Source organism: Burkholderia sp. 9120, from assembly GCF_000745015.1.
In the GTDB taxonomy this organism is placed as follows: Bacteria; Pseudomonadota; Gammaproteobacteria; order Burkholderiales; family Burkholderiaceae; genus Paraburkholderia.
This window is the reverse complement of the sequence record NZ_JQNA01000002.1, coordinates 678,597-692,115: the sequence shown is the minus strand read 5'-3', so window position 1 is coordinate 692,115 and position 13,519 is coordinate 678,597. Positions and strand designations below refer to the sequence as shown.

Annotated in this window: 8 protein-coding genes and 1 pseudogene; 7 read left to right on the top strand and 2 right to left on the bottom strand. The window is 62.8% G+C overall.

Annotated elements, in window-relative coordinates; genetic code table 11:
- The first annotated feature begins 308 nt into the window (after nucleotides 1-308).
- The 7 genes from scpB (at nucleotide 309) to truB (ending at nucleotide 10,521) form a co-directional block, all read left to right on the top strand.
- Nucleotides 309-1,361, top strand: coding sequence for an SMC-Scp complex subunit ScpB (scpB, locus tag FA94_RS11355; protein ID WP_035550928.1), 1,053 nt, complete (start codon nucleotides 309-311; stop codon nucleotides 1,359-1,361).
- Between the two features lie 65 nt (nucleotides 1,362-1,426).
- A complete protein-coding gene (rluB, locus tag FA94_RS11350) occupies nucleotides 1,427-3,298 on the top strand; it encodes a 23S rRNA pseudouridine(2605) synthase RluB (RefSeq protein WP_035550924.1) in 1,872 nt (623 codons plus the stop codon).
- Nucleotides 3,299-3,904: 606 nt separating this feature from the next.
- Nucleotides 3,905-4,363, top strand: a complete 459-nt coding sequence (rimP, locus tag FA94_RS11345) for a ribosome maturation factor RimP (protein ID WP_035550921.1) — start codon at nucleotides 3,905-3,907, stop codon at nucleotides 4,361-4,363.
- Nucleotides 4,360-5,835, top strand: a complete 1,476-nt coding sequence (gene nusA, locus FA94_RS11340; protein WP_035550919.1) for a transcription termination factor NusA — start codon at nucleotides 4,360-4,362, stop codon at nucleotides 5,833-5,835. Before rimP ends, nusA begins: the two co-directional genes overlap by 4 nt.
- A gap of 94 nt (nucleotides 5,836-5,929) precedes the next feature.
- Nucleotides 5,930-8,902, top strand: a complete 2,973-nt coding sequence (gene infB, locus FA94_RS11335) for a translation initiation factor IF-2 (protein WP_035550916.1) — start codon at nucleotides 5,930-5,932, stop codon at nucleotides 8,900-8,902.
- A gap of 200 nt (nucleotides 8,903-9,102) precedes the next feature.
- Nucleotides 9,103-9,468, top strand: a complete 366-nt coding sequence (gene rbfA / locus FA94_RS11330; RefSeq protein WP_035550913.1) for a 30S ribosome-binding factor RbfA — start codon at nucleotides 9,103-9,105, stop codon at nucleotides 9,466-9,468.
- 117 nt (nucleotides 9,469-9,585) lie between these two features.
- A complete protein-coding gene (gene truB / locus FA94_RS11325) occupies nucleotides 9,586-10,521 on the top strand; it encodes a tRNA pseudouridine(55) synthase TruB (RefSeq protein WP_035550909.1) in 936 nt (311 codons plus the stop codon).
- A 127-nt stretch (nucleotides 10,522-10,648) separates the two neighbouring features.
- Here the strand turns inward: truB and FA94_RS11320 are convergent.
- Nucleotides 10,649-12,223 (bottom strand): annotated as a pseudogene (locus FA94_RS11320) (DHA2 family efflux MFS transporter permease subunit); the annotation flags it as partial.
- A 19-nt stretch (nucleotides 12,224-12,242) separates the two neighbouring features.
- Nucleotides 12,243-13,487, bottom strand: coding sequence for an HlyD family secretion protein (locus FA94_RS11315; protein ID WP_035550902.1), 1,245 nt, complete (start codon nucleotides 13,485-13,487; stop codon nucleotides 12,243-12,245).
- Between the last annotated feature and the right edge of the window lie 32 nt (nucleotides 13,488-13,519).

Below are 13,519 nucleotides of genomic sequence, written 5' to 3'. Positions count from 1 at the left end.
AAACTCTGTTTTTTGTCCAATTACTCCCGTTTTTTCTCAAAAGCATGTCCGCCAACGTCTTGCTGGAAAATGCGCCGGGGATTTCGTCTTTACGCACTGATTGTTTTTGCGTAATATGGCGCTCAGTCACGCGGTTCCTTTCAGGAATTTCGCTGCTCCGTCCGGCTGGGTTTGGCTCGATAGTCTGTTTCGCCACCCCCCGGTGCGTGCTCCCATCAATATGACCGATCAGAATCGGGCGAGCGCGTCTTCAGTTCCAAATCGTCTGTTTGATCCGGTTCTTTGACCACAGGGTCTGACCTAGCTGCATGAATACCCAAGAGGCGAAGATCGTCCTCGAGACTGCCTTGATCTGCGCGCAGGAGCCATTAAAGCTCGGCGAGTTGCGCAAGCTCTTTGCCGACGGCGTGTCGGCAGACACCGTTCGAACTTTGCTCGAAGACCTCAGGCACGACTGGTCTGGGCGCGGTGTGGAGCTGGTCGGGCTGGCGTCGGGCTGGCGATTTCAAAGCAAGCCCGCGATGCGCTCGTATCTGGATCGTTTGCATCCTGAGAAACCGCCGAAATATTCGCGCGCGGTGCTCGAAACGCTCGCGATCATTGCCTACCGGCAACCGGTCACGCGTGGCGACATCGAAGAAATTCGCGGCGTGACGGTGAATACGCAGGTCGTCAAGCAGCTCGAGGATCGCAACTGGATCGAAGTGATTGGTCATCGTGACGTGCCGGGACGACCGGCGCTGTACGCGACCACGCGTCAGTTTCTCGACGACCTCGGCCTGAAGGCGCTCGACGAATTGCCGCCACTGGCCGATCCGTCGGCACAGTTGAACGCGGATCTGCTTGGCCAGCACGCAATCGAGTTTGCCGACATCGGAACCGCTGCGCAGGCTTCGGTCGAAGATGAAGAGGCTGCACCAGACGCGGCGATGGAATCCGGCGCTAGCGAGGCAGAAGTCATTGCCGATGAATCGCTTGATGCGATTACCGCAGGCGAAGATCAGGATATCCCGCAAGCAGCAGGTGAGGCGCCGCTGTCGGACGCTGGCACGGACGGTTCCGCGCCCACGCCGGAAACGCATCCGGCTGCCGCAAGCGTTCAGGCCGCGCAAGAACATGCCGAAGAAACGGCAAACGTTGAACCGCAGACCGGCGTCGCCGAGTCCGCACAGCATCACGATCCGGTCTCCCAGGCCGATCCGGCAATACCCGCGCACGACTCGGGCGTACTCCGCGATACGGAGCACGCCGCCGAGCCGAACCCGACCACGGCGGCGCACGACGATTCTGAGGATCGTCGCGATGCCGCACAGGACGCAGGCATTCTGACCGACGACGAACCCGAGTCGCGCAGCGCTTGACGTAACCGAACTTTTTTTTGCCACGCCCGCAATGGGCGTGCGCGACCTGACATTTTGAGGTTGTTTTGACACATACCCACGACACCGATTCGTCCGAATCCGACCGCGCCGTGCCGTCGGCGCGTGCTGACGAAACGCGCAACAAGCAAGCGTCGGCTGCCGAGGGCGAACGCCCTGCGCAGACCGCGGAAGCAGACGGCGAAGACCGTCCGCGCCGCGGCCTGCGCCGCGGCCCGCGCAGCCTGATTGCGCGCCGCCGCGCCGGAGCAAAGACGAAGGGCGCCGAAGGCGCAGCCGCGCAAGGCGCGCCGGTCGTCACCGAAACGCCGCCGGATGGCGAAGTCGTCGCGCAAGTGCGGATGCCGCGCAAGGATGCGGGCGCGAAGGGTCAGGGGCCGCGCCGCAACGCGACCGCTGGCGCGAAGCGTGAAGGTGGTCAGCGCGATGGCGCGCCTCGTGAAGGCCAGCGTGAGCGTCAACCGCGTGAAGGTGGTCAGCGTCAGGGGCGCCGCGGCGCCGAGGCGCCGGTAGCGGCGGCTGCAGCGCCGGAAGCCGGTCAGGACGATCTGTTCTCGTACGTCACGTCGCCGGCTTTCGACGCGGATAACGGCACGACCGGCGGCGCGCCCGCGCCGATGGTGCGCCGTGGCAAGCCTGCTGCGCCCAAGCGCGTGCTGGCCGCCGACGACGACGCGCCCAAGCTGCACAAGGTGTTGGCCGAAGCCGGCATGGGCTCGCGTCGCGATATGGAAGAGTTGATCGTTGCCGGCCGGGTGTCGGTGAACGGCGAGCCGGCTCACATCGGCCAGCGCATCATGCCGACCGACCAGGTCCGCATCAATGGCAAGCCGGTCAAGCGCAAGCTGGCCAACAAACCGCCGCGCGTGCTGCTGTATCACAAACCGGCTGGCGAAATCGTCAGTCATGCCGACCCGGAAGGCCGTGCGTCGGTGTTCGATAGCCTGCCGCCGATGAAAACCGCCAAGTGGCTCGCGGTCGGCCGTCTCGACTTCAATACCGAAGGTCTGCTGATGCTGACCACGTCCGGCGACCTCGCGAACCGTTTCATGCATCCGCGTTATAGCGTCGAGCGTGAATACGCGGTGCGCGTGGTCGGTGAGCTGGCCGAAGGCATGCGTCAGAAGCTGCTGCACGGCGTCGAACTGGAAGACGGTCCGGCGAGTTTCCTGCGCATCCGCGACGGCGGCGGCGAAGGCACCAATCATTGGTATCACGTCGCGCTCGCCGAAGGGCGTAACCGCGAAGTGCGTCGCATGTTCGAAGCGGCCGGCCTGATGGTTAGCCGCCTGATTCGCACGCGTCACGGCGCGATTTCGCTGCCGAAGGGCCTGAAGCGCGGTCGTTGGGAAGAGCTCGAAGACAATCAGGTGCGTGCGCTGATGGCGTCGGTTGGCCTGAAGGCGCCGTCGGAAGAACGCGGCAGCCGCAGTTCGGCGCCGGAGCGCAAACAGCCGGATCCGATGCAAACGTCGATGGGCTTTATCAACCGTGAACCCGTGCTGATGTCGCATGGCCGTTTCGATCAGCAGCAGCCGCGCGGTCAAGGCCGGCGCGGTGCGGCAGGCGGCGGCTTCGGCGGTGGCGGTGGGGCCGGCGGCGCGGGTGGTGGTTACGGCAATCGCGGCACGGGCCGTAGCGCCGGTGGCTTCGCTGGTCCGATGGGCGGCGGCGCGGCCGGTCCGCGTGGCGGTCGCGATATCGACGGCAATCGCGCGCCGTCGGGCAATGGCAATCGTGCGGCGGGTGGCGGCAAGCGCACTAGCGGCACAGGCGCCAATCCCGGCAGCGGCGGCGGTCGCGGGCCGGGCGCCAACCGTGGCGGCAATGGCAACCGCGCGGTTGGCGGCAACGCTAACCCGGGCGGCGGCGCCAACCGTAGCGGCGGCGCACCGCGCGGCCGCACACGCGGGCGTTAAGCAGCCTTGGTGAGGTCTTGAGCGGTATAACGGAATGAGTTGTTAGTTTTTCAAGCACCCGTTAAACAACCGTCAAGGCCTCTCTGACAGCAGAAAATCTATCGGTAACCGCCGGCCGCCAATCGTTCTTCAGCGATTGTCACAAGGCCGCCGTCAAAATCGATCGATCAGTCTCGCCGGTTTCATGCAACGCATAAAACCGCGCTATCGATAAAAGTAGGGGCAGGTTTCTTTTCCTCACACTGTCCGGCGCGGGCGGGCCGCGGCGCAAGTCGCCTTGCAAAAGCCCCGCAATGCCGTCATATCCCCGAAAGATTCCCATGAAATCAAGCGGAAATGCGCTTCACGCGGCGTTCTGCGGTTTGCGTTTGTCCCGAAAAATGGCTACAATCGCGGAGTCGCTGGGCGTGCGGCTTTTTATGTGCGGCTCAGGTGCGACCACCGGCAATAAGATGATGGGCGTTTAGCCCATTTTTTTTTGCCGCTCAGTTCATCGTGGTTCGGCATCTCGGGTAGCACGAACGTGCGCCAGCTTGGCGCGCGGCCCGCATTGGTTGTTTGCAAAACAAGCGGCAGGCTCGCTGCGCGAACATCTAAGAGGGCATTGTGCAACTGACGGAACTGATTGAAACCACGGTCGTGGGACTCGGCTACGAGCTCGTCGATCTCGAGCGCACCGGGCGCGGCATGTTGTGTATCTATATCGACCAGCCGGCCGGCATCGGGATTGAAGACTGCGAGAAAGTCACGCGTCAGCTCCAGCACGTTCTGACGGTCGAAAATATCGATTACGAGCGGCTTGAAGTGTCGTCTCCGGGTCTCGATCGCCCGCTTAAGAAGCTAGCGGATTTCGAACGCTTCGCAGGCAGCGAAGTGGTAATCACATTGAAAAAGCCATTGGACGGACGGAAATCGTACCGGGGCATCCTGCATGCTCCGCAAGGCGAAACGATCGGTCTGGAATTTGAAGGGAAGGAAGGCGCCGCGATGCTCGATTTCACGCTCGCGGACATGGACAAAGCACGCCTCGTTCCGAAAGTTGACTTTAGGAGCCGCAAACAATGAGTCGCGAAGTGTTGATGCTGGTGGATGCGCTGGCACGCGAGAAGAACGTCGATAAAGACGTGGTATATGCCGCGCTCGAAGCGGCTCTCGCTTCGGCCTCCAAGAAACTCTTCGAAGAAGATGCGGATATCCGCGTCCAGATCGACCGTGAAAGCGGCGAGCACGAAACGTTTCGCCGCTGGAAGGTCGTGCCGGACGAAGCCGGTTTGCAGGAACCGGATCAGGAAATCCTGTTGTTCGAAGCACGCGAACAGCAACCCGAAATTCAGCTCGACGAATACATCGAAGAACCGGTGCCGTCGATCGAATTCGGTCGTATCGGCGCGCAGGCTGCCAAGCAGGTGATCCTGCAGAAGGTGCGCGACGCTGAACGCGAGCAGATCCTGAACGACTTCCTCGAGCGCGGCGAGCACATCATGACCGGCTCAGTGAAGCGTCTCGACAAGGGCAACTTCATCGTCGAAACCGGCCGTGTCGAAGCGCTGCTGCGCCGCGACCAGCTGATTCCGAAGGAAAACCTGCGCGTGGGCGACCGTGTGCGTGCCTACATCGCGAAGGTCGATCGCACCGCGCGCGGTCCGCAGATCGAACTGTCGCGTACGGCGCCCGAATTCCTGATGAAGCTGTTCGAAATGGAAGTGCCGGAAATCGAACAGGGCTTGCTGGAAATCAAGGCGGCGGCCCGCGATCCTGGCGTGCGCGCCAAGATCGGCGTGGTCGCGTACGACAAGCGTATCGATCCGATCGGCACGTGCGTCGGGATTCGCGGTTCGCGCGTGCAGGCTGTGCGTAACGAGCTCGGTGGCGAAAACGTCGACATCGTGCTATGGTCGGAAGATCCCGCCCAGTTTGTGATCGGCGCCCTCGCGCCGGCAGCCGTCCAGTCGATCGTCGTCGATGAAGAAAAGCATTCGATGGACGTCGTCGTAGACGAAAACGAACTGGCGGTCGCGATCGGCCGCAGCGGCCAGAACGTGCGTCTTGCCAGCGAACTCACCGGCTGGCAGATCAACATCATGACGCCGGACGAATCCGCGCAAAAGCAGAATCAGGAACGCGGCGTACTGCGTGACCTGTTCATGGCGCGTCTCGATGTCGACGAAGAAGTCGCCGACATCCTGATCGACGAAGGCTTCACGAGCCTCGAAGAGATTGCCTACGTGCCGCTCAACGAAATGCTTGAAATCGAAGCATTCGACGAAGACACCGTTCACGAACTGCGTAACCGCTCGCGCGACGCGTTGCTGACGCAGGCTATCGCGAATGAAGAAAAGGTCGAAAATGTAGCGCTCGACCTGAAGAGCCTGGACGGCATGGACGCCGACCTGCTCGCGAAGCTGGCTGAACACCAGATCCAGACGCGCGACGAACTCGCCGAACTGGCTGTGGATGAACTGGTCGAGATGACCGGGATGGAAGAGGATGCCGCTAAGGCGTTGATCATGAAAGCACGTGAACACTGGTTCCAGTGAGAAATGACCATGGCGCACTAAATTGAACGCGGCCGTCAGGCCGCATGACCCGATGCTAACCGCAAGGAATCGGTCCTTGCATTAAGAGGAATGAATGGCGAGTAACAACGTAGCCCAATTTGCCGCGGAACTGAAAATGCCTGCAGGCGTGCTGCTTGAGCAGCTGCAGGCGGCTGGCGTCACCAAGGCGAGCGAAGCCGACTCTTTGTCCGAAACGGACAAAGCGCGTCTGCTCGACCACTTGCGCAAGTCTCACGGCTCGACTGATGCAGACAAGCGCAAGATCACGCTGACGAAACGGCATACGTCGGAGATCAAGCAGTCCGATGCGACGGGCAAAGCTCGCACCATTCAGGTCGAGGTGCGTAAGAAGCGCACTTTCGTCCGCCGCGACGAAGCCGCCGGTGAAGGCGGGGATGCATCGAATCATGTGGCCGAAGATGTCGAGGTCGAAGTTGACGATCTCGAACTGCAGCGTCGTGAAGAGGAAGCTCGTCACGAAGCTGAGCTGCTCGAAAAGCAGGCTCAGGAGCTGAAGGCGCGTCAGGAACAACTCGAACGCGAAGAAGCCGAACGTCAGGCGCGTGAGCAGGCTGCAGAAGCCGAGCGCCGCCGTGCGGAAGAAGACGCGGCGAAGAAGCGCGCAGCGGCTGCGGCCGAGGCGGCAGCCCGCGAGAAGACTCAGCAGCCGGCAACGCAAGCTGCGCAGCCGGTGACGGCCAAGGCCGAGCCGGTCGCTGCCAAGGCGGCTGAGCCGGTGGTCGCGAAGGAAAGCGAGCAGGACGACGAACGCGCCGCGGCAGAACGCGCAGCGCAACGCGAAGCCGCGAAGAAGGCCGAAGACGCAGCGCGTCAGGCAGCCGACAAAGCGCGCGCCGAGCAGGAAGAAATCGCCAAGCGCCGTGCTGCGGCAGAAGCCGAAGCACGTGCGATTCGCGAAATGATGAACACGCCGCGCAAGGCTCAGGTCAAGGCGCCGGAACCGGCACCGAAGCCCGCTGAGCCGGCCAAGGCTGTGGAAGCCAAGGGCACGCTGCACAAGCCGGCACGTCCGGCGGGTGAAGCGCCGGCACGTCCGGCTGCCAAGAAGCCGGCCGCTGCGGCTCCGGCTGCTACGACTACGCCGGCTGCCGGCGACAAGAAGAAGCCGGGTGGCGGTAAGGGCGGCTGGCAGGACGACGCAGCCAAGCGCCGCGGTATCAAGACGCGCGGCGATACGAGCGGCGGCGTCGATCGCGGCTGGCGCGGTGGCCCGAAGGGTCGCGGCAAGCATCAGGACCAGAACACCACGTTCCAGGCGCCGACCGAACCGATCGTGCGTGAAGTGCACGTGCCGGAAACCATCACGGTCGCCGACTTGGCGCACAAGATGGCGGTGAAGGCGTCGGAAGTCATCAAGTCGATGATGAAGCTCGGCCAGATGGTCACGATCAACCAGATGCTGGACCAGGAAACGGCGATGATCATCGTCGAGGAACTGGGTCACCACGCGGTTGCGGCCAAGCTGGACGATCCGGAAGCCATGCTGGTCGAAGGCGAAATTTCGGATGCGGAAGCATTGCCGCGTCCGCCGGTCGTCACGGTCATGGGTCACGTTGACCATGGCAAGACCTCGCTGCTCGACTACATCCGCCGCGCGAAGGTTGCAGCGGGTGAAGCGGGCGGGATTACGCAGCACATCGGCGCGTACCATGTGGAAACGCCGCGCGGCGTGATCACGTTCCTCGACACGCCGGGTCACGAGGCATTCACGGCCATGCGTGCCCGCGGTGCGAAGGCAACCGACATTGTGATTCTGGTGGTCGCAGCCGACGACGGCGTGATGCCGCAAACGAAGGAAGCGATCGCCCACGCGAAGGCAGGCGGCGTGCCGCTCGTCGTCGCGATCAACAAGATCGACAAGCCGGATGCGAATCTGGAACGCGTGAAGCAGGAACTCGTCGCCGAAGGCGTCGTGCCGGAAGAGTACGGTGGCGAATCGCCGTTCGTGCCGGTGTCGGCCAAGACCGGCGCGGGCATCGACGATCTGCTCGAACAAGTGCTGCTGCAAGCCGAAGTGCTGGAATTGACGGCACCGGTCGAAGCACCGGCCAAGGGTCTCGTCATCGAAGCGAAGCTCGACAAGGGTAAGGGTCCGGTTGCAACGATCCTGGTCCAGTCGGGTACGCTGAACCGCGGCGATGTGGTGCTGGCAGGTAGCGCTTACGGTCGTGTGCGAGCCATGCTCGACGAAACCGGCAAGCCCACCAAGTCGGCGGGTCCGTCGATCCCGGTCGAAATTCAGGGTTTGTCGGAAGTCCCGCAGGCTGGCGAAGAAGTCATCGTCATGCCGGACGACCGTAAGGCACGTGAAGTCGCGCTGTTCCGTCAAGGCAAGTTCCGCGATGTCAAGCTGGCCAAGCAACAGGCCGCGAAGCTCGAGAACATGCTGGAACAGATGACCGAAGGCGAAGTGGCGTACATGCCGCTCATCGTCAAGGCTGACGTGCAAGGTTCGCAGGAAGCGTTAGTGCAGTCGCTGCTCAAACTGTCCACGGACGAAGTGCGCGTACAGATCGTGCACGGCGCCGTGGGTGGCATCAGCGAGTCGGACGTCAATCTGGCAACGGCATCGAAGGCGGTCATCATCGGCTTCAACACCCGTGCGGATGCGCAGGCTCGCAAGCTGGCGGAATCCAACGGTGTCGATATTCGCTACTACAACATCATCTATGACGCAGTAGATGACGTGAAGGCCGCGATGTCGGGCATGCTGGCGCCGGAGAAGCGCGAAATCATTACCGGTACGGTCGAAGTGCGTCAGGTCTTCAAGGTACCGAAGATTGGCGCGGTGGCAGGCTGTATGGTCACGGACGGTTTCGTCAAGCGCTCGTCGTCGGTGCGCGTGCTGCGCAACAACGTCGTCATCTTCACGGGCGAACTCGACTCGCTCAAGCGCTTCAAGGACGACGTCAAGGAAGTCCGTCAGGGCTTCGAGTGCGGTATGTCGATCAAGAACTTCAACGATATCGTCGAAGGCGATCAGTTCGAAGTCTTCGAGATCACCGAAGTCGCGCGTACGCTGTAATTCACGCGGCACGGCTCAACGGGCGGAGCGGGCTTTAACGCCCGCTCCGCCCGTTGCTTTTTGGGCCCGCCGTTTCGCGCAGGCGGTCTGACTTGTCGTGAATAGCATGGAGCCGCTCAGGCGTCGCTCCACGAACCATCGGCAGGCCGCAGCTGCGCGACCCACTTTTTTGCATCCGCCCAAGCGGATCACATAACACCATGCCTAAAAAACGTACTTCTCCCAATCGCAACGTGCAGATCGCCGATCAGATCCAGCGCGATCTGTCCGTTCTGCTGCGCGAGGTCAAAGATCCGCGTATCGGTATCGTCACGATTCAAAGTGTCGAACTGACGCCGGATTATGCGCACGCCAAGATCTATTTCACGACGTTGACCGGCGACCCGCAACAGACGCTCGAAGCGCTCACGCATGCGGCCGGTCATCTGCACAATCAGCTGTTCAAACTTCTGCATATCCATACGGTGCCGACGCTGCATTTCCACTACGACCAGACGATCGAGCGGGCTGTCGAGATGTCGAAGCTGATCGACGAAGCCAACGCCAGTCGCGCGAAAGAAGACTGAGTGCGCTGTGAGTTGCGGCTTAGGCTGCTTACGGCGCCGAAGCCGAAGCCGAAAGCATCAGCCCACGCCGCACCCAGCGTCGTTTTCCGTATCCATCGAAGACTCCGTCTTTCTGACATGACCGCACCTCAACGTCCCCGCGTGCCGCGTCGCGTGCTCGACGGCGTGCTGCTGCTCGACAAGCCGCTCGGCCTGTCGAGCAACGACGCGCTGATTCGCGCGAAGCGTCTCTATCTGGCGAAAAAGGCGGGCCATACCGGCACGCTCGATCCGCTCGCCACTGGTTTGCTGCCGTTGTGTTTCGGCGAAGCCACCAAGTTCTCGCAGGACCTGCTCGAAGCCGACAAGACCTACGAGGCCACCATGCGCCTCGGTATTCGCACGATTACCGGCGACGCCGAAGGCGAAGCGATCGACACGCGCGCCGTGACGTGCGACGAGGCCGCGGTTCAGGCGGCCATGAGCCGTTTTCTCGGCGAGATCACCCAGATTCCGCCGATGTATTCGGCGCTCAAGCGCGACGGCAAACCGTTGTACGAATATGCGCGCGCCGGCCAGACAGTCGAGCGGGAAGGGCGCCAGGTGACGATCCTCAAGCTCGAGCTGCTCGCATGCGCGCTGCCTGATGTGACGTTTCGCGTGACCTGCACCAAAGGAACGTACGTGCGTACGCTGGCCGAAGATATCGGCGAAGCGTTGGGTTGCGGCGCGCATCTGGTCGCGTTGCGGCGTACGGGTGTGGGTGCGCTGACGCTGGAGAATTCGGTGACGCTCGACGCGTTGTCCGACGCCACGGAAGCCGAGCGTGACACGTGGCTGCAGCCGGTGGATGCGTTGTTGTCGACGTTCCCGTCCGTCGAGTTGAACGAAGACGCGACGCGCCGCTTTTTGCACGGTCAGCGGCTGAAGCTGTCCGAGTTGAGCATTAGCAGCGACGCAGCGAATGCGCCGCGCGTCAGAGTGTATGCAGCGGAAGGCCGTCTGCTTGGCGTCGCGAAGCCGGGTGAGGGTGTGCTGGCGCCCGAACGGCTGGTGGTCACCGCGCAGAGTTAAGCCGCTCGCTGACCGCAGCAACCAGACATACGCGCCGCAAATAAAAAGGCGGGACCGCTACCAGGCGGTCCCGCCTTTTTTCACATCGGGTTACGTCGTCTCTACAGCGCAGTAACCAACCCGAATCTCAATGCGCCGCCGCGGCCGCGGCACCCGCATCGCCACCCGCACGTTCCGGCCGCGCCATCCAGATCAGCGCGATCAGCGCGACGAAAATCCCCGCCGACACGAAGAACAGATCGTTCACGCCCAACTGCGCGGCCTGCTGCGTGGCCATCGAATTGAACAGACCATACGCTTGCGGCTGACTGAAACCGGCCGCGCCCATCTGCCGGATCGACTGATCGAACACCGGGTTATAGGCGCTCGCCTGCTCGGCCAGTTGCGCGTGATGCATGATCGTGCGGTGATCCCAAGCGGTCTGGAAGATCGAGGTGCCGATGCCGCCGCACATGATCCGCACGAAATTCGACAGACCCGACGCCGCCGGAATCCGGTTGCCCGGCAAGCCCGACAGCGTGATCGACACCAGCGGGATGAAGAACCCGGCCATGCCGATCCCCTGAATCAACGTGGGCACCAGCAGCGAATAAGTATCGACGCCGGTCGTATAGCGCGAGCGCATCCAGAAACACAGCGCGAACACGAGGAACGACAGCGTCGCGATATAACGCGGATCGGTGCGCGGCAACACCTTGCCGGTAATCGGCGACAGCAGCACCGCGAACACGCCGACCGGCGCCATCACAAGACCTGCTTCGGTGGCGGTGTAGCCGATATCGGTTTGCAGCCACAACGGCAGCAACACGAGGTTGCCGAAATAAAGCCCGTATCCGATCGACAGCGCGATCGTGCCGCTCGTGAAATTGCGCCGGCTGAACAGCGAAAGATCGACCACCGGATGCTCGGCCGTCAATTCCCACACGATAAAGAACGCGAGCGAGATCACTGCGGTGAGCCCCAGCACGACGACGGTCGTCGACGAGAACCAGTCGAGATCCTTGCCCTTGTCCAGCATGACCTGCAGCGAGCCGACCCAGAGGATCAGCAGGCCGAGACCGACGCCGTCGATCGGTGCTTTTCTGATCTCCGAATCGCGGTTGCGGAAAATCATCCACGTTGCCCCGGCGGCAATCGCGCCGACCGGAATGTTGACGTAGAAAATCCACGGCCACGAAATGTTGTCCGAGATCCAGCCGCCGAGAATCGGCCCGGCCACCGGCGCGATCAGTGTGGTCATCGCCCACATCGATAAAGCCATCGGCGCCTTGGCGCGTGGATAGCTGGCGAGCAGCAGCGTTTGCGACAGCGGAATCATCGGGCCGGCCACCGCGCCTTGCAGCACGCGCGAGGCGAGCAGGAACGGCAGCGTCGGCGCGAGGCCGCACAGCCACGACGAGATCACGAACAGAATGATCGACGCCATGAACAGCCGCACCTGGCCGAACCGCTGGGTGAGCCAGCCGGTCAGCGGCACGGAGATCGCGTTGGCGACCGCGAACGACGTAATTACCCACGTGCCCTGGTCGGACGACACGCCGAGGTCGCCCGAAATGGACGGAATCGACACGTTGGCGATCGACGTGTCGAGCACGTTCATGAACACGGCAAGCGACACCGCGATGGTGCCGATCACCAGTTGCGCGCCCTCGAGCGGCGGGTGAGGGACTTGCGCCTGAGCCTGAGCCATTAAAAAAACCTTGTATGAATCGTCGCGCCGCTTACATCAGTTTCGCAGCGGGCTTGGCCGGGGCCGCCGCGGCTGCCTGAGCCGGCTTCGGCGTGCCGCCGTTCGGGCCGGCGTTTTCCGCAATGATGCGGGCGATTTCCGCATCGGCCTGATCGCCGTACTTCTCGAACACGTTGGTCTGGTAGACCGTGTTCGGCGCTTCGCCGAGCTGGCCGCCGCTCTGGTCCTTGATGCTGACGTCGGCTTGCATCGACAGGCCGATCCGCAGTGGATGCTTTTCAAGTTCCTGCGGGTCGAGCGCGATCCGCACCGGCAGACGCTGCACCACCTTGATCCAGTTGCCGGTGGCGTTCTGCGCGGGCAGCAGCGAGAACGCCGAACCCGTACCCGCCGAGAAGCCGACCACCTTGCCGTGGTACACGACCGACGAACCGTACACGTCGGCCGTCAGTTCGACCGGCTGGCCGATGTGCATGTACTTCAGTTGCACTTCCTTGAAGTTCGCATCGACCCACACGCCGCCGAGCGGCACGATCGCCATCAGCGGAGTGCCCGGCGAAACGCGTTGGCCGACCTGCACCGAACGTTTCGCGACGTAGCCCGTGACCGGCGCCGGCAGGTTGTTACGCGCGTTGTTCAGGTACGCGTCGCGCACCTTCGCGGCGGCCGCCTGTACGTTCGGGTGATTCGCGATCGTGGTGTTGGCGGTCAGCGCGCGATTCGACGCCAGTTGTTGCTGGGCGGCGTCGACGGAGGCTTGCGCGCTCTTCACGGCGTCGCGGGCGTGCGAGATTTCTTCGAGCGACACCGCGCCGGTTTGCGCGACGGCCAGACGGCGCTTCAGGTCGTCCTGAGCGCGCGACAGATCGGACTGGCGTTGGGCGACTTGCGCTTCGTACTGGTTGTCGTCGGCGAACAGGCCGCGCACCTGGCGTACCGTTTGCGCCAGATTCGCTTCAGCCTGTTCCAGCGCGACGCGCGCGTCGGCCGGATCGAGCACGACCAGCGGATCGCCGGCCTTGACGGTTTGCGTGTCGTCCGCGTTCACGGCGACCACGGTGCCGGTGACCTGCGGCGTGATCTGCACCACGTTGCCGTTCACGTAGGCGTCGTCGGTGTCTTCGTGGAAGCGCGCGACGAGGAAGTAATAAAGGCCGTAGGCGATCGCGGCGATCAGGATCACGATGACGAGCAGCGTCATCATGCGCTTGCGTTTGCCGTTGTTCGCCGGTTGGGCCGGTTGGGGGTTAGCCGCGGGCTGCTGGGGGGTGCTCATTGATGTGCTCCGGGTTCTCTTGAACGTCGTCG